Below are 26,518 nucleotides of genomic sequence, written 5' to 3'. Positions count from 1 at the left end.
GATGTCGCAAGCCGCGTCCCGATCGCTCCAGGCAATCGTCAAGTCCCGTCAGTTCGACCCCGCCTACTACATCCACGGCGAGGACGAATACCAAAAGGAAGCGGCCGTCAGGCAGATAGCCGCCGCCGCCATCGACCCCGCCGGGAGGCAGTTCAACTTCGAGGTCCGGCGCGCGACCGAGTTGAACGCGGAGTCGCTCGACGTACTGCTCAGCACGATGCCGATGTTCTCGGAGCGGCGCGTGGTGGTCCTGCAGGATCCGGCCGCGCTAAAGAAGCAGACCCGCTCAGTGCTGGACCGGTATCTCGAGTCGCCCGCGCCCGGCACGAGCCTCATCATGGTCGCCGCCGCCGGCAAGACCGACCGCGCGCTGACGGCCAGGGCGACCGAGCTCAAGTTCGACCCCCTGACCCCCGCGCGCGTGCTCAAGTTCATCGCGCACCACGCGCGCGAGACGCACGGAGCGTCCATCACTCCGGCCGCGGCCGAGCTGCTGCATAGCGTGGTAGGCTCCGACCTGCACGAGCTATCGACCGAGCTGGACAAGCTCGCGAGCTACGCATCCGGTGGCGAGATCGACGAGACGATCGTCAGCGAAGTGATCGGCGTGCGCCACGGCGAGACGCTGGGCGACTTCATGGACGCGCTCCTCGACCGGGATTCCGCGCGCGCCCTCGGCATGCTCTCGCGGCTGCTCGCGCAACCGAAGACTACCGGCGTGTCGATTGTGATGGCGCTGGCGAACCAGACGCTGGCGATGTCATGGGGCAGGGCGAAGCTGGACAAGGGCATGTCGGTCACCAGCCTCGAGCGCGAGTACATAGGACTGCTGCAGAGCGCGGGCTGGCTCATGCTGCCCAAGTCGTTCGGCGCGGCGGCGAAGGTCTGGGCGCGGGCGACGGAAGACTGGTCGGCCGAAGCGCTCGACCGGTCGATAGCCGCGCTCCTCGCGGCGGACATGGCGTTGAAGGAGACGGGAGTGGCGTCGGATGAACAGATTCTGGCGGGGCTGGTACTGAGCATATGTGCGTCTGGCAGCAGCCGGTTGGCGGCGTGAAATGCGCTGCGTGCTGCAGAACAACGCTGCGTGCTGCGTGCTGCGTGCTAACTGCGACGGCAGCTTCCAGCCAACAGCCAACAGCCAATAGCCAATAGCCAACAGCTAACAGCGTTTAACGGGTGATTAGATGAGAGTTTTCGCAATTGCAGCAGCATCGTTGTTGGTCGGGATCGCCGACGCCAATGCGCAGACGGTGACCGATCCGGTTTACGCGCGGGCGCAGGGGCTCGTGAGCGAAGGGCAGGGCGCGGCGGGGCGCGCGCTGGTCGATTCCATGTACCGCTCGACCGCGCCCGGCTCGGGCGAGCGGGCGGAAGCCCTGTTCTGGCGCGCGACTCTCGCGCCCACGGCGGCGGACGCGGAGCGGGACTATCGCGCGATCGTGGTGGATCACGCGACGTCGCCGCGAGTGGAAGATGCGCTGCTGCGGCTGGCGCAGCTGGAGCTCGCGCGCGGGGATCGCGACGGCGCGCTGCGTCATCTCCAGCGGCTCGCGACGGAGTTTCCGGGCAGCAGGCAGAACGCGCGCACGAGCTATTGGACGGCGCGGGTACTGTTCGAGAAGAGCGACATCCCCGCTGCCTGCGCCGCGAATGCCGAGGCGCTCGCCCGTGCCGCCGCGACCGACGTCGAGCTCCGGAACCAGATCGAGTACCAGCAGCAGCGCTGCGGCGGCGCGGTGACCGCGGCGACGACACCGGTGGCGCCACCTTCGACGCCGCGCGACGCGACTCCTTCGATCCCCGTCGATGCGCCCGTGATCCGGCCGGCGGCGCCATCGGCGGCCGCGCGCACCTACTCGGTGCAGGTCGCGGCCACGAGCACGCGCGCGGCGGCGCAAACGATCGTCAACCGGATGAGCGGGCGCGGCTACCAGGCGCGCATCGACGGTACCGCGGCGCCGTTTCGCGTGCGAGTCGGACGGTACGACACGCGGGCGGCGGCGACGCGCGTGCTCAACGAAATGAAGGCGAAAGGTATCGACGGCTTCATCGCGATCATCGAAGGTCGCTGATCCGGCGCCGCACTCCACCGTGACACGCGCAGCTCCGGGACCCGCGCCGGCGGCGACGCCGCTGATGCAGCAGTACCGGGAGATCAAGGCGGGGCATCAGGACGCCATCCTGTTTTTCAGGATGGGCGATTTCTACGAGATGTTCTACGACGACGCGGAAGTCGCGTCCAAAGCCCTCGGCCTCACGCTCACATCGCGCAACAGCGGCGGCGCCGCGGAAGTGCCGCTGGCGGGCGTGCCGGTCAAGGCGGCGAACGAGTATCTCCGCCGGCTCGTGCAGGGTGGATTCCGTGTGGCGATCTGCGAGCAGATCGAAGATCCAAAGTCCGCCAAGGGTGTCGTGAAGCGGGCGGTGGTCGAGACGATCACTCCCGGCGCCGCGTTCGCGGACGATCTCCTCGACAGCGCGCTCGGCAATTTTCTCTGCGCGGTGCAGATAACCGATGGCGGCGCGGGGCTGGCCGCCGCGGACATCTCCACGGGCGAGATGCACATAGCGACCACCAGCGCGGCCGACGTCGACGCGTTCATCTCCCGCTTCGCGCCGCGAGAGCTGATCGTCCGGAAGCCTGGCGCCGGCGCGGCCGAGGATCATCCCCGGTCACAGGACGCGCTGGTTAGCGAGCGAGAGTCGTGGGAATTCGACGCCGAGATGGCGCGCGATGAGCTGCAGCGCCAGTTCGGGGTCGCATCGCTGGACGGGTTCGGAATATCCGCGGACGACGGGCTCGCTGTCGGCGCGGCGGGCGCGCTGCTCCGGTACATGCGCGAGCTGCAACCGGGCGGAGTGCCGCACCTCAAACCGCCGCGTGTGGAGCGGCCCGGCGTAACGATGCCGCTCGACGAGATGACGCGGCGCAACCTGGAGCTGGTAGAGTCGCTCCGCGGCGGCGCCGACCAGAGCGGGACGCTGTGCAGCGTGCTCGACCGCACGCTGACGCCGATGGGATCCCGCCTGCTGCGCGAATGGCTGCTCGCGCCCCTCGTCGTCCGCGCTGCGATCGAAGCGAGGCTCGACGCCGTGAGCGCGTTCGCCGACAGCCCGTTGGAGCGCACCCGGCTGCGCGGCCACCTCGACGCCGTGCGCGACATCGAGCGGCTGGCCGCGAAGACCGCCGCGTCCCGCGCCACCCCGCGCGAGCTTCGGGCGTTGGGAGATTCGTTGGTCGTGCTGCCGGAGATTCTCCAGGCCTTTCCCCTGGGCGCAGCACGCAGCCACGCAGCGCCGTCCGAGATTCTCCGACGACTCGGGGCCGACTGGGATTCGTGCGAGGACCTCTCGGGGGAGATCAAGCGCGTCCTCGTGCAGCGTCCGCCCGTCTCCGTGGGAGACGATCCGACGATCGCGGCCGGAGTGGACGCGGAGCTGGACGAGCTGCGCGCGCTGCGCGACGGCGGCAAGGACGGCATCGCGCGGATCCAGGCCGAGGAGCGCTCGCGCACGGGGATTTCCTCGCTCAAGGTCGGCTTCAATCGCGTGTTCGGCTATTACATCGAAGTCACCAACAGCAACGCGCATCTCGTCCCCGCCGACTACCAGCGGCGGCAGACTCTCACCGGCGCCGAGCGGTTCGTGACGCCCGCGCTCAAGGAATTCGAGGAGCGCGTACTGTCGGCGAGCGAGCGAATCGAGGCGCGCGAGCGCGAGATCTTCGAGCAGCTCCGCGCGCGCGCGGCCGCGGACGTGCGGCGGCTGCAGCAGATCGCGCGCGCCGTGGCGGAGCTGGACGTCTTCTCGGCGCTCGCGGAAGTCGCCGAGCGCGAGAGCTACGTCCGGCCCGCGATAACCGACGATTACGCTTTGAACATCGAAGGCGGCCGGCATCCGGTCGTAGAGCGAATGATGCCGCGGGAGAAGTTCATCCCCAACGACGTCACGCTCGACGAGCACGCGCGGGTGATCATCATGACCGGGCCGAACATGGCGGGAAAATCCACGATCCTCCGCCAGGTGGGGCTGATCGTGCTCCTGGCGCAGATCGGGAGCTACGTCCCCGCGCGATCAGCATCCATCGGGCTGGTGGATCGTCTATTCACGCGGGTCGGCGCGAGCGACAACCTCGTTCGCGGCCAGTCCACGTTCATGGTGGAGATGGCGGAGACCAGCGCGATCCTCCACTCCGCCAGCGCGCGCAGTCTGGTGCTGCTGGACGAGATCGGTCGCGGCACTTCCACGTACGACGGAGTCTCGATCGCCTGGGCGGTAACCGAGCACCTGCACGACAGGCTGCAATGCAAGACCATCTTCGCGACGCATTATCACGAGCTGACGCAATTGGACGAGCAGATGCCGGCGGTTCGCAATTACAACGTCGCCGTCAGGGAGACCGCGGACCGCGTGTTGTTTCTGCACCGGCTCGAGCCGGGAGGCGCCGACCGGTCATACGGCATCGAGGTCGGGCGGTTGGCCGGGCTCCCCGACGCCGTGCTCGGCCGCGCGCGCGAAGTGCTCAAGTCGTTGGAGAGCGGGCACATAGTGAGCAGCAACCGGCGCAAGAGTCCGACGCCTCCGCCGCAGCTCCCGCTTTTTGCAGAGGAGTCGCATCCCGTGATCGAGGAGCTTCGCGGGACCGACCCCAACAATCTCACCCCGCTACAGGCGCTCGACCTGGTCGCGCGCCTCGTAGACAAGGCGAAGCACGGATAACTTGATGCTCATGAACTCGCGTCCACTCATGGGGCTGGCGCTCGCCGCCGCCGTTTTCCTGTCGGCCTGCGGGAAAGAGGCGGAGCCCAATCCGGTGGTCACCGGACACACGGGTCCCAAGCCCGAAGTTCTGCCCCAGATGATCAACAGGGAGCTGCCGTTCCGATACCCGCCGGCACTGTACTCCAGGAAAGTGCAGGGCAACGTGACCCTCCGGATCTTCATCGACGCGCAGGGGAAGGTAGCGGCCGACTCCACACGGGTGGTCGAGACGTCCAGCTACGCCGCGCTCGACTCGGCGGCGGTCAAAGGCTCGCGCGAGCTGAGATTCGTGCCCGCCCGACGCCGCGGCGACGCGATTCCGGTGTCGATTCTGTTCCCGGTGTATTTCAGGCACCCCGACGCGCCCGCCCTCCCGGGCGACACGATACTGCGCCAGAGCCCGCGGACCCAGTGAAGCGGGACGGGCCGGGCCACCAAGGGCAGCTCGCGAGCTCGGAGAAGCTCAAGCGGTATGACTCGGTCCTTGACACGATCGGGTGGACCCCGCTGATCCGCCTCAACCGCGTTACGCGAGGGATCCGGACGCCGGTTTACGTGAAGGCGGAGTCGTACAACCCCGGTGGATCCATCAAGGACCGGATCGGGCTTCCCATCATCGAGCAGGCGGAGCGCGACGGGCGGCTCAAGCGCGGCGGGACCATCGTCGAGGCCACCAGCGGCAACACCGGCGTGGGCCTCGCGCTCGCGGCCGTGCTAAAAGGATACAAGTGTATCTTCACAATGCCGGACAAGATGTCGCAGGAGAAGGTCCGCCTGCTGAAGGCGTACGGCGCCGAGGTGATCATCACGCCGACCGCGGTTCCACCCGACCATCCGGAGCACTATCTGGTGATGGCGCGTCGGATCGCCGCCGAGACGCCCAATGCTGTCTTCGCCGACCAGTTCTACAACGAAGCGAATCCCGACGCGCACTATGCCACGACCGGCCCCGAGATTTGGGAACAGACCGAGGGGCGGATCACGCATCTCGTGCTCACCGCCGGGACGGGCGGCACCGCCACCGGTGCGGGGCGCTATCTCAAGGAAAAAAATCCGAAGGTGCGTCTGATCATGGGCGATCCCGCGGGGTCGATCCTCGCCGAGAAGTGGCGCACGAAGGGTGCGAGCACCGCCGAGGGAGCGCCGTACAAGGTCGAAGGCATCGGTCAGGACAAGGTTCCGGGCACGCTCGACATGTCGCTCGTCGATGAGTTCCACACGGTGAGCGACAAGGATGCGTTTGCCATGGCGCGCCGGCTCACGCGGGAGGAGGGGCTGTTTGCCGGTGGCTCCTCCGGGCTTAACACGCACCTGGCGCTGCAAGTCGCGAAGCAGCTCGACGACCCGGACGCACTGGTCGTGACGGTGCTGGCCGATACGGGCGAGCGGTATCTCTCGAAGCTGTACAGCGACGAATGGATGCGGGAGAATCAGCTGCTCGACGCGCCGCGCGTCTCGCTCGAGGACGTGCTCCTGCGAAAGACGTCGAAATCACCCGGCATCGTCAGCACGACGCCCGGCGCGAGCGTGCGACAGGCCGTGGGGCTCATGACGCTGCACGACGTGTCGCAGCTGCCGGTGATGGACGGCGACGATTGTGTCGGCTCGGTGAGCGACTGGGCGCTGTCGCAGAAGACGCTCGCGGATCCGAAGCTGCTGGACGCGTCGGTCGCCGACGTGATGGACTCCCCGTTCCCGGTCGTGGACGCGAATCAGCCCGTCGAGGGGATCGTCAAGCTGCTGTCCAAGTCCACTCCGGCGGTGCTGGTGCGCGACGACGGCCGGCTCGGCATCGTGACCCGCTCGGACATGCTGCACTTCATGATGTCGAGCTGAGCTTCACCGGATGAAGATCACCGTACTGCTGGGCGGCGCGTCGTCGGAGCGCGACGTGTCGATGGCGTCGGGTCTCCGGATTGCCGACGCGCTGCGCACGAAGCGACACGAAGTAGTGCTGGTGGATCCGGCGAAAGGTCCCATAGACGCCGCGGCCGAGCGCGCGTTGCGGGAGCGCGGGGTCAAGACGACTCCGCCGTCGCGCGAGGAGCTCCAGGCACTCGCGATCCTCCCGACGCTGACCCAGCTGCCGGAAGTGACCGGCGCCGACGTGGTGTTTTTGGGGCTGCACGGGGGGCAGGGTGAGGACGGCACCATCCAGGCACTCCTGGACATGGCGAAAATACGCTACACTGGTAGCGGCCACTTGGCCAGCGCGCTGGCCATGGACAAGGAGCTGTCCAAGATCATCCTGCGCGCGGCGGGGGTCGGGACCCCGGACTGGTTGATGGCGCCGGCGACGAAGGACGAGGTGCTGGCCGAGCTCGGCCTGCCGGTGATCGTGAAGCCGTCCAAGGAGGGATCGAGCGTCGGGCTCACCGTGGTCAGGAAGATCGAAGATCTCGCGCCCGCGATCAACGAGGCCTTCCGGCACGACGACGAAGTCATGATCGAGAAGTTCATCCCCGGCCGCGAGCTGACCGTCGGCATGCTCGGCGAAGAGGCCCTGCCCGTGGGGGAGATCATCCCCAAGCACGAGATCTATGATTACGAGTGCAAGTACACCGCGGGCATGGCCGAGGAGGTGTTTCCCGCGGACATCCCGGCCGCCGTGGCGGCGGACGCGCAGCGGCAGGCGAAGCTGGCGTTTCGGGCCCTGAAGCTCGGCGGCTGCCCGCGCGTCGACTTCCGCATGGCCGCCGACGGCTCGCTGTACTGCCTGGAGGTCAACACGTTGCCGGGGATGACCGAGCTGAGTCTGATTCCGCAGGCGGCCGCGGCGGTCGGAATCTCCTTTCCCGATTTTTGCGAGAGGATCGCATTGCTCGCGACGGACCGGTGAGCTGCGCTGCGTGCTGCGTGCTAGCAGGAATCGCGGCAGCTGACAATGAGGAACCTGGCCACTGGCTCCTTTGTATAGATAGAATTCAGCGGGGATAGGGTGGTGGCGACGGCGACTGAGTATCGGGAAGAAGAGCGGTTCAGAATCACACCAGCGGTTGCCTGGCTGCTGGCGATCAACATCGGTGTGTACTTCCTGCAGCTGGCGGTTTTCGGCGAGCGGAACGTCTTCGCCGCGCTCGGCTTCGACAGCGTCGCCATGCCTGCGGGGTGGTGGACGATGGCGACGTACATGTTCGTCCACGCCGGGCTCGCTCACCTCGCCTTCAACATGTTCATGCTGTGGTCGTTCGGCCCGCGGATGGAAGCCGAATGGAGCACACGCGGATTCACCGCGTTCTACCTCTGGTGCGGGCTCGGCGGCGCGCTCACCCATCTCATTCTGGTTCGGAGCGGCGTGCTGGTCGGCGCGTCGGCGGCCGTCTATGGAGTGATGCTCGCGTTCGCGCTGCGTTGGCCGGACGAAGAGGTGTTCGTCTTCGGCATCATCCCCATGAAGACGAAATGGTTCATGGCGTGGATGGTCGTGATCAACCTGCTGCTTGCAATGCTCTCGCAGCGGGGCTCCGCGGGCTCCAGCATTGCCGCGATCGCACACCTCGGCGGGCTCGTCTTCGGCTGGGTGTACATCAAGGGGCCAGGCTCGGGTGGTATCGAGCGGTTCCGCCGGAGGGTCGCCGCCGTCCCGGACGAATCCGACGAGATGCCCCGGCCGGTGCCCAAGCCGCAGCCGCGCACGCGCGAGAGCTCGGTCAATCGCACGGACGCGGTCGTTGCCAGGAGCATGGCCGTCACGCCGAAGCTGCTCCCGTCGCCGCTGGACACCCGGAAGCGGCGTGCGGAAGAGCTCAACCGCGTGCTCGACAAGATCTCGAGCTCCGGCGTACAGAGCCTCAGCCCGGACGAACGCAGGATACTCGAGCGCTTTTCCCGCGAGCTCCGCGGGGGCTAGCCCCGTTGCGCGGTCGGTGGCGCCATCATCCGCCTCGGCGCCTACGCTTTTCAAGGGGGGCGGAATCGTCGAGTATCCGAAGACATCGCTACCCCTTGAAAAGCTAAGACGGCGCCTCCGGCGGACGATGACGCCACCTCCTCGGCAGTTGCGTAACGCTCGCGGACCCGCGAGACTCCGCTCTCATGCCGCGCCCAGAGCTGCTGGAAACGTTCGAGAACCCGCACCCCAAGCGGGATTACGAGATCTACATGGAAACGGCGGAGTTCACGTCGCTCTGCCCGGTCGGGGGGATCGAGACGGACGCCGCCGAGCTGGAGCTGCTGCGTGGAGGGGCGCCAGATTTCGGGACAATAAGGATCCGGTACGTCCCGGACGCGGTCTGCGTCGAGCTCAAGAGCCTCAAGCTTTACCTCTGGAGCTTCCGGAACGACGGCATCTTCTACGAGCGGGCTGTCAACCGGATCCTCGACGACCTGGTGGAGCGGGTCAAGCCCAAATGGATGGAGGTCGTGGGCGATTTCAACGTCCGGGGCGGGATCAAGTCGGTCGTTACGGCCACCCACGGGAAGCGATAAGCGCTACGCTTCTTGCGCCCGGCTGCCGCCGGGCCGAACCTTCTCCGATGCACGTGGCTTCCTGATCGAGCGATCGGGCCGCGTAACGGTCACCCACGCTTTCCGGAGAATGCTATGGACTTGCTCACCTGGCTCATCGTCGGACTTATCGCGGGCGTGCTCGCGTCTCTAGTGATGGGCGGCACCGGTTACGGGCTCATCGGCGACATCTTCATCGGTATCGCCGGCGCATTCATCGGCGGATGGCTGTTCCAGACGCTCGGAGTCACCACGCCGTTCGGCGGACTGGCGGGCGTGATCTTCGTGGCGTTCATCGGCGCGGTGGTTCTGCTGTTTCTCCTTCGGCTCATCCGGCGCGCTACAACGAGGGTCTGACCGGACGGCGTACGAGATCACACCGCGCGCTTCAGCGCGCGCTCGTACGCCTGCAGCAATCCGTCCCGGGTAAGCAGTCCGGAAAAGCGCTCACCGCGCGGGGAGCGCTCCACGACGGCGAGCGCATCCTGTCCGCGGGCGTTCATGACGGACAATGCTTCCCGCAACGACGCGTGCGAGTCGATCGTCTCCGCGGGCTCGGCGATATCCTCCGCGATCAGCACCGTGGAATGCTCCAGCCGCGCGAGCAACGCGTCGCGAATGGCGTGATGTCCGACCAGTCCGAGGAGGCGCCCCTCCGGATCAAGCACCGGTATTACTCCGTGCTTGGTGCGACCCGCGGCGACGGCCAGCCCGTCCAGGTCCATGCCGGGGGGCACGCCCCGCGCTTTCCTGTCGTACGCCTCATGCACGTGCACGCTGTCCATGACCGAGCGGTCCACTCCATGAGCGATCTGCTCGCCGCGCGCCGCGAGCCATCCGTCGTACAAGCCGTGTTTGGCGAATCGTCTCGACGTGACGTGCGCGATCGCCGTGACCAGCATCAGCGGGACGACGTAGCGGTAGTCGTCAGTCATCTCGTACACCATGAAGATGGCCGTCAGCGGCGCGCGCGTAGCCGCCGCCACCATGCCGGCCATTCCGACGAGCGCCCAGGCCTGGGGATTCACCAGTCCTCCCGGCACTATCTGCGATCCCAGCACGCCGAGCCCGCCGCCCAACGCCGCGCCGATGAACAACGTCGGCGTGAAAACGCCGCCTGATCCGCCGAAGCCGAGCGTGAGCGCGGTGGCCGCTATCTTCGCGGCCGCGATCGCGAGCAGCACGTACCACGCAAGCCCGCCGAAGATCACCGCGGGGATAGCTAAGTGTCCGTTCCCCGCGAGCAGCCCGCCTGAAGCGGCGACTATCGCGCCCGTAAGGAGGCCGCCCACCACGGGCTTGACCCAATCCGGTCCCGGGACCCGCTTGCTCGCGGCCGGAGCGGCGAGGACGAGGCGCGTGTACCCAACCGCGACGAGACCGCAGGCGATGCCGAGCAACGGATACACCAGCGCGCTCGCGAACGGATGCGGGTCGTTCGGCAGCACGACGTTGAACACGAGATTGTTGCCGAGGAACGGGCGCACTGTGAGCGCGCCCACGACGCTCGCGACGACGACCGGACTGAACGCGCCCGCGGAGAACGTGCCGAGTACTTCTTCCAGCGCGAAGAACGCGCCCGCGAACGGCGCGTTGAAAGCACCGGCGATCCCGGCGGCGGCGCCGCAGCCAACCAGAATCTTGACGTGCCGCGTCTGGAAGCGAAGCCGTCGCCCGAGAAGCGATCCCAGCCACGACCCGTGCACGGCTACGGGTCCTTCGGCTCCTACCGAGCCGCCGGAGCCGAGCGTCATCGCCGCCGCAAGAGCCCGCGCGAGCACGGGGTTCGTGTGAATCACGCCGTCGCGCTTCGCGACGGCGAGCTGCACGTCGGGGACGTTCTGTCCTTCGGGAGTCCGGGTGCGGCGGATGACGAACCAGGCCGCCCAGAGCCCGAAGGCGGTTAGCAGTGGCTGATACAATGCCCGGCCTACCAGGGGAAGCTTCTCCCGTGGCCAGCTTATCAGGACGAGGTGACTGAGATCGATCAGGCCGTAGAAGGCGACCACGCCGAGGCCCGTGACGACCCCCACGAGGGCACCGAATACCATCAGGGTGGCGCTCTCATCCCAGTCCCGCCTCTCGAGCCAGCGCAGCGCCCTGTCCCACAGCCGCGGGAGAGGGGTTCGGGCAGCCCGGGGTTCCGGGGTCTGCCGAGTCGGCCTGGGCGTCTGAGTCATCGGCGCAACATCATGGAACCTCCAATCGCCCGCAACCGTAAGGCCGACATCCGTCGGTCCGCCGGCGTTCTTGACGAACCGGAATCGGCTCCCCACTGTAGGCGGGCGATCTGGCTAACGATCTCATGCGGCGGCTGCCGGCGAGATACTCGACGGAAGGCAAGTCGTATCACGAGCTGCGGTCGGCGTACCTGGTCCTGAGCGGGCAGCAGGCGGGCGCGGCCGACGTCGTCACGCGCTACATCGGGGGCGTGTACGTGGACCGCGCGATGGTGGGCCAGCCGGGCGCGACCAGGCCGTTCACGCCGGTGAGCCGCGCCGATCAGAAGCGCGCGATGCAGGTGCTGTCGAGCAAGATATTCGCGCCGTCGGCGTTCGACGCCGCGTCAGGCCTGTACAACTACCTAGCGATGCAGCGGCGGGGCTTCGACTTCTTCAGCGCGCCGGAGGATCCCAAGATTCACGCGCGCGCGCTGGCGATCCAGCGCCAGCTGCTGAGCCACCTGCTGCACCCGCTCACGCTCACCCGCATCACGGACTCGCGCTTGTACGGCAACGAGTATCCGCTGGCCGAGGTGATGTCGGACCTGACCGCTGCCGTTTTCGCGGCGGACGCGCGGAGGAACGTGAACACCTTCCGGCAGAACCTGCAGCTGGAGTACGTGAACCGGCTGATCGCGATGATCACGGCGCCGACGAACGCGCCGTTCGATTATCCGTCGCGGTCGGCGGCCCTCGCCAACCTGCGCTCCATTCAACGGATGCTCGCCGGGAAGAGCGCGAACGCGGAGACGATGGCGCACACGCGGCACATCCTGTTCGCGATCGAGAAGGGGCTGAACACGGACTAGCCGAGCCAACAGCGGAAGAAAAACAGCCGCCCAAACGGGCGGCTGTTTTTTTATATCCCGCATGCGTGAAGTCAGTTGACGGGGTTCATTCTCACGTTGTATGCCGCATTGATCGCGGATATTGCCGCGTTCGCGAGGATCGTCTGGCCGACGGAATTCGGATGAACTCCGTCGAGACTGATCGCAGGGCCGTAAGGCGTGGCGCTTCCGAGATACGCCGCCAGGCTGAACGGAACCCCATCCTTCGACTGCGCGTAGAGCACGTCCAGACGGAAGAAGGCGTAGCGGTTTTGCTGCGCGAGCGACTGGATCTCCGCATCCATCTGCGCCGCCAATGCATTGAGGAACTGGATGTCGGCGGGCGTCAGCACGTAATCCACCTGGCCGGGGACATCCGCGCAGCTGAGAGTAGCAGGGCCGAGACCCGCTGCCGCGCGGCCGGCGCCGGTAATGATCGCCGTCGGGACGATGCCGCGAATGAACATGAAGTTGGGACTCGTCTCGCAGTTGCCGGCTACCGCCACGTTGAACCCCGCGAAGGCCGCGCGCTGCGACCAGATCTCCGGGCCTGTTCTGATGGCCGGGAACTGACGCATGTCCAGCGCGAGGCCTACCAGTACGGCACGGGCGCGGGTCGTCTTCACGCTGTCGATGATCTTGCCGTACGCCTCCTGGAATGCCGCGAACGGGATGTACGTGACGTTTTCTACCAGCACGCCGCCCTGCGCCTGGAGCAGCTCGTTCCCGCCGAACTCGACGGACACGAACGTAGGCTTCCGGGCGAGCATGGTGGTGACCTGGGACATGGTCGGCTCGAGGACCCGGCTCGTGATCGGTCCCTTGCCGGCGCGTGGCGCATTGGGAGTAGCGGTGAGCGCGTCCGACGCGTAGGCACCCTCGATCGCGAAGTTATTGGTGGTTGCGAGCGAGACGCCTGCTTCGAGCGGCGCGCACACGCTCGATGCCGCTATGGATGTGCCGTCTACGCGCTTGAAGCTCCCGAGCGGAGACGCGTAGGGCGGCTGGCAGCCGGGCTCGGCGATCAATGGCAATTCGAAATTAGCGGTGGCCGCGCCCGCGAGCCGGCTGGGCCATGCCATCTGCTGGGTCGCGCCGAACACGCCGTCATTCATCCAGCCCATGCTCAGGCTGGTCCCGAGCGACACATACGTGCGGAACATCACGGGCGGTGTGATCGGCGGCGGGTCGAAATCGCCACACGCCGCCGTGAAGGCGACGGCCATGGCGCAGGGGATCCAACGGATCGAGCGACTCATTTTGAGCTCCTGATGAAGAGAGAGTGACTTTCGACGTCTTCAGCCTAGGAGCGGGGTGGTATCGTCCACATACGCGTATTAGCGTATGAGGCCGACGATTCATTACGTAGGGGGTTTCCACCATGTATGGCCAGAACCGGAGGTTGACCGTGCGAGCACGATATCGGTGGGTGGCAAGACTACTATTACTAGTAGTCGCTGTCTCCGGGACTGCGTTTGTTGGCGTGGGTGGACCCACGACGCCAGCGACGCCTGGCGACTTCGCCTTCGTCGACGTGACGGTGATTCCGATGGACCGCGTCGGCGCTCTGCCAGGGCAGACGGTGCTCGTCAGCGACGGAATGATAGCCGCCATCGGGCCCGCGTCACGCGTGCGCGCGCGAGCGGGCGACACGGTCATCGACGGCCGCGGAAAGTTTCTGATCCCGGGACTCGCAGAAATGCACGCGCACGTCCCCGGCGGCAACGCGCCGGAGCAGCTCGTGCGGGACATCATGTTCCTATACGTCGCCAACGGCGTCACGACGATCCGCGGAATGCTCGGCGCGCCGATGCAATTGGAGCTGCGGGAGCAGCTGGCGCGGGGCGAGATCGTCGGGCCTACGCTGTACGTCGGCGCGCCGTCGCTCAACGGGCAGAGCGCGCCCACGCCGGAAGCGGCCGCGCGGTTGGTGCGCGAGCACCAGGCGGCCGGTTACGATTTCCTCAAGCTCCATCCGGGGCTGCTGCGCTCCGTGTACGACGTGCTCGTCGCGACCGCGCGCGAGATCGGGATCACCTTCGCCGGCCACATATCGGCGGCGGTAGGGTTGGAGCGCACGCTGGAGGCGCGGCAGTCCACGATCGACCACCTCGACGGATACCTGGAGGCGTCGCTGCCCGAGCCGTTGCGCTCGCGCATGATGGCCGGGCCGGTTCCGTTCGGCGAGTGGGTACCGGCGGTTGATCCGGCGCGGGTGCGGTACTGGGCGGGTCGCACGCGAGACGCCGGAACGTGGAACGTGCCGACTGCGTTCCTGTGGGAGAGCTTCTACTCGGCGGAATCGCCGGAAGAAGCGGCGCAGCGGCCCGAGATGCGGTACGCGTCGCCGCAGATGGTGAGCGGTTGGATGCGGCAGAAGCGCAACATGACGCAGTCGCAGCAGGCGCAGGGCATACGCACCGAGGACATCGACCGATTCCTCGAGCTGCGGCGGCTGGCGTTGCGCGCGCTGGGCGATTCGGGCGCGCTGCTGCTGATGGGGACGGACTCGCCGCAGATGTTCAACGTGCCGGGGTTCGCGCTGCACCGTGAAGTTGTGGTGATGCAGGAGGTGGGACTGACGCCGTTCCAGATTCTGGAGAGCGGCACGCGCAACGTCGCGCGCTACGCCGAGCGTGAGCTCAGGCTCGACGGCAAGTTCGGGTCGGTCGTGCCGGGGAACCGCGCCGATCTGGTGCTGCTCGACTCCGACCCGCTGGCCAACGTGCGGAACCTGGCGCGGCGATCCGGGGTGATGGTCCGCGGACGCTGGCTCCCGGCCGCGGAGCTGCAGCAGGGACTGGACGAGATGGCGAGGCGGTACCGGCCCGGCCCATAGAGCCGGTTGAAAGAGACGCTCGCGCCGGGTAGTTTGCGAGGCTGTCTTACGTCGGGCCAGGTAGCTCAGTTGGTAGAGCAGCGGACTGAAAATCCGCGTGTCGGCGGTTCGATTCCGTCCCTGGCCACCTGTATGAAATCATCCGACAACGGCCCCTTCGCGGGGCCGTTGTCGTTCATGGCCGGGCCGGGGCGCTGAAGAGCGTGACGTTCGGCCGCGGAAATTCCGTCTGCCAGCCGTGCCGCTCGCCGATCCAGCGCATCGTCGCTTCGCCATAGAAGCAGACATGCGTGGGATCGCGCCGATACCACCAGTCGGCGAATGCGTCCTCGCCCGGATGGAACATCGTCATCACGCCGAGAATGCCGTCGGGCGCCAGCATGCGCCGCAGCGTCGCGAACATGCGGGCCGGGTCATGCGCGTGCTCGACGACTTCCGAGCAGGTGATGAAATCGTAGCGCTTGTCGAGCAGGGTCTCGTCCGGCGCGAAGAACGGATCATACGCGGCGCAGGGAAAGCCGGCCGCCGTCAGAATCTCCGACAGCACAGGCGTGGGACCGCAGCCGAAGTCGAGCCCGCGCGCGCCGGGCCGCAAGCGCTCCACCAGTGGATCCGCGAGGCGGCGGAGAAACAGCACATAGTTCGGGTCGTCGCGATCGTTGTTGTGGAGCTCGTAGCGAGCGCGCTCACCGGCCGCGGAAAGACGCTGCGACGGAGTCAGGTAGATGAGATTGCACACCCGGCAGGCGAAGTAACCCTTGCCGTCTCCGCTTTCGACGGACCTCGGCCGGGCCGCGTGGCAGAGCGGACACTTAGGCACGACGGAAATCAATCTCGAGGTGCGTGCGGGCCGCATGGCGTGAAACGTACCTATGCTGACTGGTGCAGACGCCATGATGAGGAAACACCCTTGTCACGGGGTCGTACGGGTAGGCAACGGTTAGCGAACCGTTTTTGGCCGATGAATGTCTAATCGGTCAGTCCGATCACTCTTCAGCAGCTACCGCCATGGATTTCGATCGATTTCCCGACGTTCGCTCTCTATTTCGCAGAGCAACGCCCGCCACTGTCGTAGCGGCGCTCACGCTTTGTCTGACACCTTTGTCCTCGGCGGCTCAGGATCCTCAAGCGGACATCATTCGCGGGCGCGTGACCGACGACTCTAGCCGGGCGATAGTGGGAGCCTCCATCACGGTCACTCGTGGACCCGATCGCGCCACGCAGGAAACGAAAACGGACAGCGCGGGCGATTATCGCGTCCGGTTCGACACCGGAACGGGGGATTACCTCGTCGCGGTCAGCGCTGAAGGGCTCCGGTCCGCGCGCCGCAGAGTGCAGCGTCAGGGAACCGAGCGGGAGCTCGTCGCCGATTTCACGCTCTCGTCCAACCTCGCCGAGCTGGAAGCGGTGCGCATCAATGCGACGCGGCCGGTCCGTGCGAGCAACAACGTCAATCCCACGCAGCTCGAGCCCGGATCGTCCGAGCGCTGGGCCGACGGCGTCGCCGGGCAGGTCGCGCCGACGGTCGCCGGAGATCTCAACGCGCTGGCCGGCACGATGTCGAACGTCACGCAGACGCCGGGCGGGATATCCATACTCGGCGCGGGCGCGGAGTCCAATCTCAACACGCTGAACGGGATGGGAATGGCCGCGGCGTCAGTGCCGCGCGCGGCGCGCACCGAAACGCGAGTCACCGGCGCGACGTTCGACCCGACCCGCGGCGGCTTCGCCGGCGCGAACATAGACGTTCGGCTCGGACCGGGAAGCAGGACCTACCAGCGCCGCAACGGCTTCGTCACGCTCGACCCGCAGGCGCTGCAGTTCGCGGATGCGACGGCGTTGGCGTTGGGAGCGAAGAGCGGCGGCTTCAAGGCGAGCTTCGGCGCCGACGGCGAGCTGATCCGCCGCGCGCTCACGTACAACGTCGCAGTCGAAGTCGCGCAGAACTCCAGCGATCCCGCGACGCTGCTGGACGCCGACGTCGAAGCGCTGACGCGCGCGGGAGTGTCACCGGATTCCGTCGCGCGACTGATCGCGCTGGCGAATCCCGCCGGTCTCTCGCTCAGCGGAAGCGGCATCCCCGGCAGCCGGAAGCGCGACGCGCTCACCTGGCTCGGCCGGCTGGACGATACACGCGACACGCTCAAAGTCCGCGCGCTCACCACGTACATAGGATCGGTCAGGGAAGGCGCACTCGGATTCGGCCCGCTCAGCGCTCCGTCCGCGGCGGGCGAGAGGCGCGAGCGCACGATCGGCGGACAGATCACACTGGGCGAATACGTTGGCCCGGGACGTCGCATTCTAAGCGAGACGCGCATCGCGGCGGGGAAGGTCTCCACCGAGACTACGCCGTATCGCGTACTCCCGGGAGCGAACGTCATGGTGCGCTCGCCCGGCGCGGACGGCAGCAACGACGTCGCGGCGTTGAGCGTCGGCGGGGGGCCGTTCTTCTCCGCCGACGACAGCCGGTGGACGATCGAAGGCGCGAACGAGACGATCTGGAACGCGGGCGGACGCCGCCACCGGTTCAAGGCGCTGCTCTGGGGACGCGCCGACGGACTCGAACAGGCGGGTGCTCCCAACCGGTTGGGCACCTTCACTTTCAACTCGCTGGAGGACTTCGCCGCCGGCGATCCCAGCAGCTTCTCGCGCACGCTGGCGCAGCCGACACGCGCCGGCAAGGTGTGGAACGGAGCGGCGGCGCTGGCGCACTCGTACACCAAGTCGCAGTTCCTCAGCGTGCTGTACGGCGCGCGCGTCGAGGCCGACGGCTTCTTCGATTCGCCCGCGAAGAACCCCGCGCTCGAGCAGGCGCTCGGCGTCGAGACGGGTGCAGCGCCAGCGCGCGTGCACATCAGCCCCCGCGTCGGTTTCATTTTCCGCTATAACCGCGACAAGGACAACGGGTCGGGGATCAATCAGTCGCAGATCGGCAGGTTCTACAGGTACAACACAGGAGTGATCCGCGGTGGCATCGGAGAGTTCCGCGACCTGCTGCGGCCGGACATTCTCGCCGAAGCATCGGCCGCGACGGGTCTGCCGGGAGGAACGTCGAACCTCTCGTGCGTGGGCGCAGCGACGCCATTGGCGGATTGGGCGATGTTCGAGTCGAACCCCGCATCGATTCCCACGCAGTGTCTCGACGGCAATGGTCCGCTGGGAGAGCGCGCGCCGCGCGTGACGCTGATAGACCCGTCGTACGACGTGCCGCGGAGCTGGCGCGCGTCGCTCGACTGGTCCACGAACATCTTTCAGAAGTGGCTGGTCAAGGTCGGCGGCCTGGCGTCGTACGATCTGTCGCAGCCGGGACTGGTGGATGCGAACTTTTCCGGCGTGCAGCGCTTCGCGCTGGCGAGCGAAGCCGGTCGCCCCGTGTACGTGACCCAGTCGGCGATAGACACGACCAGCGGGTCGGTGTCGGCAGCCGAATCGCGCAGGTCGGATCAGTTCGGCTCCGTGACAACTCGCGTGAGCGACCTGCGCGGATACGGCGGGCAACTGACGTTCGGTCTCTCGCCCGACGTGTTCAAGATGCGGGGCAGGTTCAATTTCCACGTGTCCGCCAACTACACGCTGCAGTGGATGCGGCGGCAGTACCGCGGATTCGACGGCGCGAGCTTCGGTGATCCGCGAGAGCGCGAGTGGGCCCCCAACTCGAGCGACGCGCGCAACGTGCTCGTGCTCACGGGCGGCTTTTCCAATCCGAAAGTGGGGACGATCACGCTGTTCGGCCGAGCGCAATCGGGTTTGCCGTTCACGCCGGTCGTGCAGGGGGACGTGAACGGCGACGGCCGCGGCGGTGACAGAGCCTACATTCCAAGACCCGCGACGGAGCCCGACGCCGCGCTCGCGAGCCAGATCGCGGCGCTCGCCGCCAACGGCCCCGCCGGCGCGCGCGACTGCCTCCGCGAGAATGCAGGCTCGGTTCCCGGCCGCAACTCGTGCAGAGGCCCAGGCACGCAGTCGCTGAGCATTCAGTGGGTGCCGCCGATTCCGCCGAAGTGGCGGCGGCGCGTATCCCCGAACGTGTATCTGCAGAACGTGCTCGCGCGGTCGTCCTACGCGGATCCGGTATTGCTGCTGCCGCGCGGCTTCGATCCGGCCGCCAACCGCTTCCGGTACGACGTGAATCCGCGCTTCGGCAGCAACCGCGCGGGCCGCTCGATCGGGCGCGATCCGTTCCGCGTCGTGATCGATTTCTCCGTGAACCTCTCGGTGGACTTCGACGTGCAGGAGCTTCGCCGCGCGGTGGAACCCGTGCGGATGGACGGCCGCTGGCAGCGGAGGACCGCCGATTCGATTGCCGCGTTCTACCTGTCGAACACGTCCAGTGTCCACAAGCTGTTGCTGTCCGAGAGCGATTCGCTGTTCCTGAGCGCGACGCAGATCGCGATGCTGCGGCAGGCCGATTCCGTGTACTCTGAGAGAGTGCGCGCCGTTTATCGCGCTATTGGAGAGCTGCTGGCCGCGGGACAGGGCAGCGCCGGCAAGACCGAGCTCGACAGCGTGCTCGTCGCGCAGAAGGCGTACTGGAAGATTTTCTGGGAGCAGCCGGAGATCGCGGCCGAGGCCGTGTCGCCGGCGCAGCGCGAGCTCATCCCGATGTTTCAGCGGATGCTGGAGACTCCCATGAAAGATCGCGAGAACACCCGGTGGCAGTTCGGAAATCCGGTGCGCTTCACCGACGCGCCCGCAGCGGCACCGCCCGGGCCCGGCGGTGTCAACATCCGCGTGCAGTAGCGTCGCGCAGTGAAACAGGGCCCGCGCTTCGACCCCCGAAGCGCGGGCCCCTGACGCGAATGTCGATCAGTTGGTGCTGAGGATGTACTCGTTGTACACGTCGCCGAGGTTCCTGATCTCGAGCCGGATGTTGCCCGTGGATGCCTGGTACCAGTCGAGGATGCAGTAATCCGTGAGATCGTTGTCGTAGGCGACGAGCGTACCCGCCGAATTGTAGACGTAGCAGTCGAGGTCCGTATCGCCATCGCCGCCCACGCGGATGGAGCCGCGCTCGCCGCCGCGGAAGCGGATCTCCCAGATGTCGGTCGAGTTGGAGAGAACGCGATCAACCGTCGAGCGAGGACCGCCGACCGCTCCCTTCGGCCCGCTGGCCAGCCGGTTCTGGAGCTGCGTCGCGAGGGCAGCGACGCCGGTGTTGCCACCCGCCATGGAGCGCGCGGCGGCGATCATCGCCCCCGGCTCGAACGTCACCGCCGCGCCGGACTTGGCCGTGACCGCGGGCATCGTGATGCCCCGCTTTCCGCTCAGCGCCGTCGGGGAAGCCTGCATGAGCAGCTCGGCGGCGGTCAAAAGCGACAGCGGGGAGTTGGTGCTGTAACCGTGATCCGCCAGGTTCGCGGCGAGCGCGACGACGTCCGCCGCGCGGGTGCCGGGAGAAACCGCCTTGGCCGCCGCGGGGACCTCGGCCTTCTTATCGAACACCGCGCACATCGCGCACGTGCCGCCCACGACCGTGCTGACTCCGGGCGGAACGCACGCTGCGGCTACGGCAGCGATCACCACCCCACACAGCAAGCTCTTCCGATCGAGCATCGAACGCATCGAACCCTCCGTTGATTGTATCAGTTTGTGTCGGAACAGCAGGTCAGCGCGCGCCGGATCCCAGTGCCGCGAGATCCTGCCGCGCGCGCGCGAACGACGGATCGACCGCGAGCGCGGCCCGGAAAAGCGAATCTGCCCTGGCCACATTTCCTTCGCTGTCACGCGCGAAGCGAGCACGAAGATACAGGTCGTACGCCTCGGGCAGCGGATCCCGCATGCGGATCCCGCCCTTCGTCAGACCGCCCGGAATGTGCGGCAGGAGCTCCCGCACGATGTCCCGCGAGAGGGAATCCTGCAGCGCGAACACGTCGCCGAACGGGCGCTCGTACCGTACCGTTCGGAGGCGCCGCTTGTCGGAGTTGCGCAGGAGCTTGGCGGTGACGCGCAGGCTGTCCTTCCACCGGCTCACGGCGCCTTCGATGAGGACGACGGCGGAGTCGGGTGAGTCGAGCACCTCCATCCCCGGCACGCGCTCCAGAGCCAGTGCCAGCTCTTCGGACAGCCCGCTGGCAAGATATGCGTGGTCACTCTGCGGGCTGTCGTCGCGGAACTGGGCAACCGAGACGCGCGGCTCGACCTTCGTTTCGCCCGCGGCAAGCGGCCCAATGGTCCACATGAGGGTCGCCGCGACAAGCACTGTGGGAACCGCGGCGAAGGCCAGCCGCCCGGAGCGAGTCCGGGTCGCGCGCGCGAACCAGCTGTCGCCCGTCCTCGGCGTGCCGAAAATCCACGTAATCGCGAGAACGACCGGGACCGATGCGAGCACCCCGAGCACGATTCGGCGCTGCCAGGTGGGCGTGGCTCCAAGCAGCGAGAAGATGTTGTTCGCGAGCGCGACGAAGGCGCCTACGGTGGGAACGTAAGTGAGCGCAGCGGTCTTTACCGGCGTCCTGGGCCGCCCTTCCGTCGCCATTCAAATATCCGCAAAATGGAGGTGCGCCTTGCAGGCGGGGCACATCGCCGTAAACTGGGAACGCACTGCAGATTCCGCAACACGGCTGGACGACGGCCCGCAACTCAATGAATACGGCGTGACCACGATTTGTCATCGAGTGCCCGAATGCTGATCCGGATGGCAATCGCCGCCCCCGCCGTCATCCATCTCTATAGATGAGCGCCGATCTCGGGCAGCTGTTGCTCCAGATGCGCTCCGAATCTGAAGAGGTCAGGAAAGCGGCATGGGCGGCATGTTATCAGGGTTATCGCGACTTGGTGTGGACGCGGGTCTTTTACGTGCTGCGAACGATCTCCTGGCTGCGAGAGCCGCGGGAGGCGACGGAAGACGTCACGAGCGATGTATTAGTAGGGTTGATGGAAGCGGCCGGGCAGTACAGGGAAGAAGGGAAGCCGGAAAAGTGGCTCGCGCAGGTCGCCGTTCGCGCCGCGCTCCGCGCGCGCGAGAAGCTGACCGGAGACTGGAAGGGACGGCAGGGCTCGGGGGCGAAGCGGCGCAACGTCTCATTCGAGGATGAGGCGAACGCGATCGCAGCGGAGCTGGACTCGGTGGATCGGGACGAGCTGCTCGAGCTCGAGCGGCGGATCGCGGAGCTGCGCTCGAGCGCCGAGCCGAAGCATCAACGCTGGGCCGAGTTCATCGATCTGTACCGCGATGGCTACGGCTACGAGGAGATCGGAAAGAAATTGAACCTGACCGAAGCAACCGCGCGGAATTGGCTGGTCGCAATTCGCAAGTACCTCGTGTCTCCGTTGAGAGCGCCGAATGGCTGAGGATATGAACGGGACGCATCCCGATGCCGCCGAGCTGCAAGCGCATGCCGACGGAGAAGCGATGGACGAGCGCGTGACCGCCCACGTCGCATCGTGCGCCGAGTGCCGGGAGGAGATAGCGGCCATCCGCCGCGTGACGGCGGCACTGAGCCTCGGGAGCAAGCCGTCCGCTTCGTTGACGGAGAAGATTCGCGTGCGGCGGGCTGAGGCTGCTCAGGGAGCTCCGGTGATTTCCTTGCGTGCGCGGCGAACGCGGCGTCGGGCTTTCCTGTTGCCGGTGGGACTGGCCGCGGCCGCGGCTCTGGCTCTGTTCGTTCCGCGAGCGTGGCGGGAGCCGCCCCCGGAGGAACAACCGCCATCCGGCGCCAAGGGAGCGACGCCGCTCGACACCCTGGCGAACGAGACGATCGTGACCGAATCGGGCACGACTTCGATCGATTCGGTGTCGTGGGATATCAGCGGGCCGGGGATCACAGCGGAGCTGCGTTACGTCACGGGCACCGATGAATCACTCCGGGCCGCGCGGCTGGCGGAGCGTGTTGTGGAAGGGCTCATGGATGCCGGCCTCGAGCGATCTTCAATCACGATCCGACCCGTGGCGGCGCAGGATCAAACTCGACCGCTGCCGCCCGGCGCGGTCGGAGTCACGCTGCGCCGGCTCGCGCCGTAACGCAGCTCAGCGGGAGTAGATCTCGATCCTGCGCGTGACGGCCGTCCAGCCGGTCACGGCGCCCGCGTCGCCGTCCGGACCTCCTCTCGAAGCGTCACGGATGATGTCGACAGGACAGCGCGGCAGCTCGGTCACGAGCGGACGGAGGCTGTAGGGGTCGGAGCTGACGACCACCTTGATGTTCTCGATCCCTTCCGGAAGGGACGGCGTGATTTCGCGCAGCAGCACCGGTTGGCTCATCTGCTCCGGGGTAAGCCGCGTCTGCTCGGGGCCTCGAGGCCAGACGACCGCCGGCACGCCGGCATAGCCGGCGACTCCCGCCGTGAGATAGAGCGCGGAGCGTTGGACTGCTTCGTCAGGCACCTCGACCCAGACCCAGACACCGTATCGCTGCCCGACGTGCACCGTGTCGACCATGCTTCGCGGACGGCTGGCCGGCGCTCGCGCGCTCGCCGGCAACACGCGGACTTCGACCTTGAGATTCGACGGCGGCTGGTCGTTGCGCACGAGATTCATCGCGGCGATCGAATAAGCCCGCCGCAGCGGCGTGCACAGCGAACGAACATTTCCCATGTAGCCGCGGACCGAATCGGCGCCGACCGGCGCGGCCCTGCCGGACGAGATGTCGGCGACCAGCGGCGGAAGCTCGTGCCCTTCGACGATCACCTGGTACGCGTCGCCGCGGCGGCGCAGCTCCGCCATGGCGCGCGCCGGCTGCGTCGTCAGCTCGAGCCATGGCACTCGGGCGAGCGAATCGCGCAACGCCCGGGCATTCGGGTTGACGAAAAGGCGCAGGCGATCGAGCGCCATCGCGCCGGCGGGCACCCGGCTCAGCGTCGCGCGCGCGCCGCGCGGTATCGGCCGCGCTCCCGGCAGGATGCTCGCGAAGGAAGACGCCTCGAAGATCGAGTCCACGCGCACCTGCGCCAGACGCCCGTCGCGAAAGTCGGTCTCGCCCGGCCCGTACACGTCGTACAGCGTGCCCTTGCGCACACCGTGCAGCGCGCCCGCGTCCAATCCGACGCGACCGGCGCCGGCGCCGACGACGATGGAATATCCGCGCGCGGGCACGACGGCGGTCTCGCCTACCTTGAAGATCCGCGCCCCGCGGTCGCCCTCGAGCTGCGGCGTCTGGCCCTGTCCAACTTTCGTGCGCACCTGTTGCAGCAAGTCGTCGAAGCGCGTGTTGGGGCTCGCGCCGTCGAGTGCCTGCGCGAGATGCCGAGTGAATACGCCGGACACCACCGCGCCGGGGTGGAACGTCTTCTCGTACGCCAGCTCCGACGACGACGCCGCGGTGAGCAGGGTGTGTTTCGGGTTGCGCCCGTCGCCGAGCAGGTCGCCGGCGGCGATCCGCTCGAAGGGCGGCGGCCGCGGTCCGCGCGCGACCGGCGCGGTCGAGCTGGTGTCGGGCGAGCCGCGGGTAACGGTACCGGAAAAACAGGCGTCCACGATCACCGTCACGTTGCCCGTGCCGAGCGCGCGGAGAAACGCGTTGATCTCGTCGTCGAGCAGGAGGTGCCGCGGGTTGTGCGGGTCCCGCGCGTCCCACGGCACGAGCGCCTCGTCGTAGTTGTCGCCGGGAACTCTGCGCGACTCGTCTTTCGTTCGAATCGCGTCGATGTCCTGGTCGGGGGCCCACGACCCGTGTCCCGAGTAGTAGATCACGACGACGTCGCTGCTGTCGGTCGCCCGCGACGCGAGCCAGCGAAACGCCGCCGTTATGCCCGCCTTGGACGCCTGCTGATCCACGAGCACGCGCTGGCTGGCCGCGTCATCACGGAAGCCCCAGCGGCGCAGCGTGTGCTGCATCCGCCGCACGTCGGTGCGGGGGCCCTTCAGGTTCTTGAGGTCCTTCCATTCGCTGGCGTACTTGTAGTTGCCGGCGCCGATCAGCAGCGACAGATGCCGCGGCGCCCGCTGCGGCGCGCGCTCGCCGGTGCCGGCGAAGCCGGTGAGCGTCGCCGCGAGGGCGACACCGGCGAGCGCGAAGATCCTTTTCTTCAACGGTGTTCTTACCTCTGCCGCAGGAACTCCCGGATGGACATGCCGCTCTGCCGTCCTTCGGGCTGCGGCGTCTGCCGTGCGTTGTAGTTCGACTGCGTGTATGCCAGGGTCTTTCCGCGAACGCCCTGCATCAGCGACGAGAAAGTCGCGTTGTCCGGCGACGCCTCCATCGCTTCCGCGAGGTAGTACGTGAACACGCTGATCGTGCCGCCGTACTTCGGCCAGCCGGACGCGGTCCACGACAGCTGATCGTCCGACGACGCGGCGAGCAGCAGATGCCGCTCCGGCTCACCCAGCAGGTCGGACACGTTGCCGGACTTGCTCACGGTCGAGCCCGCCGGCGCGTTGTCCGTCAGGAACGACGTCGGGATCGTAAGGTTGCCCTGCACGTCGCTGAACTTCACTTCCTTGGCCTGGCCGCCCGCGGCGCCCCTCGTGCCCGTTCCGGAGAAGCACGCGTCCATGATCACGAGCACTCTGTCGGTGCGGAGCCGGTTGGCGAGAAAGCCCAGCTCGTCGTCGAGCAGTATGCCGCCGCGGCCATCGGCGCCCCACATGACGAGCGCTTCATCCACATCGTCAGGCTCGGGGTCGAGAGTCCCGGTGAGAGCGAGATTCTCCTCCATCTGCATTCCGTGACCGGAGTAATAGAAGACGGCCACGCCTTCCGGTCCCGCCTGCCCGAGGTGCCGCAGGAACGCTTCCGCCAAGTGCTCCCGCGTCGCCTCGCGATCGGTGAGGTAGATCACGTTCGCCGGCGCGAAGCCGTAGCGCTCCACGAGGATCCGGCCCATGAGTCGCGCGTCGGCGACCGGCCCGTCCAGATTGTTGGCGATGCCCTGGTAGTCGTCGATGCCTACCATCATGGCGTACCGGCCGTTCGGATCGCCGCCGCCGGGATAGCGCGCGGCGTAATCGATGGCGGCCGGGCGCTGCGCGGCGGTGTTCGCCGCGCTGCCGCGATCCACGCGCAGCGTGTAGGCGCCGGTGGCGCCTTCGCCGTAGCTGTTCGCCAGTATCAGGTACGTGCCGTCGGCCGGTAGCTCGGCGGTGATACGCGCATTCCTGTCGCCGGCGCCGTCGTCGTCTTCGGCTACCGATTCCATGCTCGCGCCGGCCTGCTGCGCCAGAATCAGATACGCGTCGAATGCGGACGATTCGAGCGTGATCTGAATCCGCTCACCCTGCCTCCCATCGTACGTCCACTGGTCGAAGTGGCTGCTGTCCGGGAGCTTCGGGTCGGTCGCGTCGAGCGATCCGGTGACCGCCTGCCCCAGAGTCAGCGACGTGGGCGAGGACTTGGCCGCGGTGCTGACACCCGCGAGCAACGCTTGCTTCGAGACCGGATCCTTCGCGTCACTGGTGCCGCAGGCGAGCACGAGGCCGGTGAGCAGGGTGAGGGCTGGAGACCGCAGAATTGAGACGGACATGTGGGGGCCTTGTTGGTTCGGGG

Annotated in this window: 21 protein-coding genes and 1 tRNA gene; 15 read left to right on the top strand and 7 right to left on the bottom strand. The window is 67.2% G+C overall.

The window, feature by feature from the left end; genetic code table 11:
- The first annotated feature begins 1 nt into the window (after position 1).
- From holA to WEA80_06460, 9 genes are all read left to right on the top strand, one after another.
- Entirely contained in the window at positions 2-1,057 is a 1,056-nt protein-coding gene (gene holA / locus WEA80_06500) for a DNA polymerase III subunit delta (GenBank protein ID MEX1186221.1), read from the top strand.
- 130 nt (positions 1,058-1,187) lie between these two features.
- Positions 1,188-2,075, top strand: coding sequence for an SPOR domain-containing protein (locus WEA80_06495; protein MEX1186220.1), 888 nt, complete (start codon positions 1,188-1,190; stop codon positions 2,073-2,075).
- Positions 2,076-2,094: 19 nt separating this feature from the next.
- On the top strand, positions 2,095-4,722 hold the full coding sequence (gene mutS, locus WEA80_06490; protein MEX1186219.1) for a DNA mismatch repair protein MutS: 2,628 nt from the start codon (positions 2,095-2,097) through the stop codon (positions 4,720-4,722).
- Between the two features lie 10 nt (positions 4,723-4,732).
- Positions 4,733-5,179: an energy transducer TonB gene (locus tag WEA80_06485; protein ID MEX1186218.1), complete on the top strand. Its 447-nt coding sequence runs from the start codon at positions 4,733-4,735 to the stop codon at positions 5,177-5,179.
- Positions 5,176-6,600 (top strand): pyridoxal-phosphate dependent enzyme, encoded by a 1,425-nt coding sequence (locus WEA80_06480; GenBank protein ID MEX1186217.1) that lies wholly within the window; start codon positions 5,176-5,178, stop codon positions 6,598-6,600. Before WEA80_06485 ends, WEA80_06480 begins: the two co-directional genes overlap by 4 nt.
- A gap of 10 nt (positions 6,601-6,610) precedes the next feature.
- Complete coding sequence (locus WEA80_06475) at positions 6,611-7,603, top strand: D-alanine--D-alanine ligase (GenBank protein MEX1186216.1); 993 nt, start codon at positions 6,611-6,613, stop codon at positions 7,601-7,603.
- Between the two features lie 102 nt (positions 7,604-7,705).
- Positions 7,706-8,614 carry a rhomboid family intramembrane serine protease gene (locus WEA80_06470; protein ID MEX1186215.1) on the top strand — a complete coding sequence of 303 codons (909 nt, stop codon included), beginning with the start codon at positions 7,706-7,708 and terminating at the stop codon, positions 8,612-8,614.
- Between the two features lie 185 nt (positions 8,615-8,799).
- Positions 8,800-9,192 (top strand): preQ(1) synthase, encoded by a 393-nt coding sequence (gene queF, locus WEA80_06465; GenBank protein ID MEX1186214.1) that lies wholly within the window; start codon positions 8,800-8,802, stop codon positions 9,190-9,192.
- A gap of 114 nt (positions 9,193-9,306) precedes the next feature.
- On the top strand, positions 9,307-9,567 hold the full coding sequence (locus WEA80_06460; protein ID MEX1186213.1) for a GlsB/YeaQ/YmgE family stress response membrane protein: 261 nt from the start codon (positions 9,307-9,309) through the stop codon (positions 9,565-9,567).
- A 17-nt stretch (positions 9,568-9,584) separates the two neighbouring features.
- Here the strand turns inward: WEA80_06460 and WEA80_06455 are convergent, their stop codons facing one another.
- Positions 9,585-11,261 (bottom strand): chloride channel protein, encoded by a 1,677-nt coding sequence (locus tag WEA80_06455; protein ID MEX1186212.1) that lies wholly within the window; start codon positions 11,259-11,261, stop codon positions 9,585-9,587.
- 254 nt (positions 11,262-11,515) lie between these two features.
- Here WEA80_06455 and WEA80_06450 point away from each other — a divergent pair, with 254 nt between their 5' ends.
- A complete protein-coding gene (locus WEA80_06450) occupies positions 11,516-12,241 on the top strand; it encodes a zinc-dependent metalloprotease (protein MEX1186211.1) in 726 nt (241 codons plus the stop codon).
- Positions 12,242-12,312: 71 nt separating this feature from the next.
- On the opposite strand, the gene WEA80_06445 is transcribed toward WEA80_06450, so the two are convergent.
- The gene (locus WEA80_06445) at positions 12,313-13,518 is read right to left on the bottom strand and encodes a hypothetical protein (GenBank protein ID MEX1186210.1); all 1,206 of its coding nucleotides are present in this window, start codon (positions 13,516-13,518) and stop codon (positions 12,313-12,315) included.
- A gap of 224 nt (positions 13,519-13,742) precedes the next feature.
- Between WEA80_06445 and WEA80_06440 the strand changes: the two genes are divergently transcribed.
- Both WEA80_06440 and WEA80_06435 read left to right on the top strand, forming a co-directional pair.
- Positions 13,743-15,098 carry an amidohydrolase family protein gene (locus tag WEA80_06440; GenBank protein ID MEX1186209.1) on the top strand — a complete coding sequence of 452 codons (1,356 nt, stop codon included), beginning with the start codon at positions 13,743-13,745 and terminating at the stop codon, positions 15,096-15,098.
- Between the two features lie 54 nt (positions 15,099-15,152).
- A tRNA-Phe gene (locus WEA80_06435) sits at positions 15,153-15,225 on the top strand.
- Positions 15,226-15,273: 48 nt separating this feature from the next.
- Here the strand turns inward: WEA80_06435 and WEA80_06430 are convergent.
- Entirely contained in the window at positions 15,274-15,918 is a 645-nt protein-coding gene (locus WEA80_06430; GenBank protein ID MEX1186208.1) for a class I SAM-dependent methyltransferase, read from the bottom strand.
- A 329-nt stretch (positions 15,919-16,247) separates the two neighbouring features.
- On the opposite strand from WEA80_06430, the gene WEA80_06425 reads away from it, so the two are divergent.
- Positions 16,248-19,838, top strand: coding sequence for a carboxypeptidase-like regulatory domain-containing protein (locus WEA80_06425; protein ID MEX1186207.1), 3,591 nt, complete (start codon positions 16,248-16,250; stop codon positions 19,836-19,838).
- Positions 19,839-19,904: 66 nt separating this feature from the next.
- On the opposite strand, the gene WEA80_06420 is transcribed toward WEA80_06425, so the two are convergent.
- Both WEA80_06420 and WEA80_06415 read right to left on the bottom strand, forming a co-directional pair.
- The gene (locus WEA80_06420) at positions 19,905-20,660 is read right to left on the bottom strand and encodes a hypothetical protein (protein MEX1186206.1); all 756 of its coding nucleotides are present in this window, start codon (positions 20,658-20,660) and stop codon (positions 19,905-19,907) included.
- A 43-nt stretch (positions 20,661-20,703) separates the two neighbouring features.
- Positions 20,704-21,573 carry a hypothetical protein gene (locus tag WEA80_06415; GenBank protein MEX1186205.1) on the bottom strand — a complete coding sequence of 290 codons (870 nt, stop codon included), beginning with the start codon at positions 21,571-21,573 and terminating at the stop codon, positions 20,704-20,706.
- Positions 21,574-21,770: 197 nt separating this feature from the next.
- Between WEA80_06415 and WEA80_06410 the strand changes: the two genes are divergently transcribed.
- Positions 21,771-22,388 (top strand): sigma-70 family RNA polymerase sigma factor, encoded by a 618-nt coding sequence (locus WEA80_06410; protein ID MEX1186204.1) that lies wholly within the window; start codon positions 21,771-21,773, stop codon positions 22,386-22,388.
- Positions 22,381-23,058, top strand: a complete 678-nt coding sequence (locus WEA80_06405) for a hypothetical protein (GenBank protein ID MEX1186203.1) — start codon at positions 22,381-22,383, stop codon at positions 23,056-23,058. Before WEA80_06410 ends, WEA80_06405 begins: the two co-directional genes overlap by 8 nt.
- Positions 23,059-23,064: 6 nt before the next feature.
- Here WEA80_06405 and WEA80_06400 read toward each other — a convergent pair whose 3' ends face one another.
- Together WEA80_06400 and WEA80_06395 are read right to left on the bottom strand one after the other, a co-directional pair.
- The gene (locus tag WEA80_06400) at positions 23,065-25,065 is read right to left on the bottom strand and encodes a caspase family protein (protein MEX1186202.1); all 2,001 of its coding nucleotides are present in this window, start codon (positions 25,063-25,065) and stop codon (positions 23,065-23,067) included.
- A gap of 8 nt (positions 25,066-25,073) precedes the next feature.
- Positions 25,074-26,495 carry a caspase family protein gene (locus WEA80_06395; GenBank protein ID MEX1186201.1) on the bottom strand — a complete coding sequence of 474 codons (1,422 nt, stop codon included), beginning with the start codon at positions 26,493-26,495 and terminating at the stop codon, positions 25,074-25,076.
- Positions 26,496-26,518 lie beyond the last annotated feature (23 nt).

The organism is Gemmatimonadaceae bacterium, assembly GCA_040882285.1.
Taxonomy (GTDB): Bacteria; Gemmatimonadota; Gemmatimonadetes; order Gemmatimonadales; family Gemmatimonadaceae; genus JACDCY01.
Note: the sequence above shows the minus strand (reverse complement) of the source record. Positions and strands in the feature narration are given on the sequence as shown.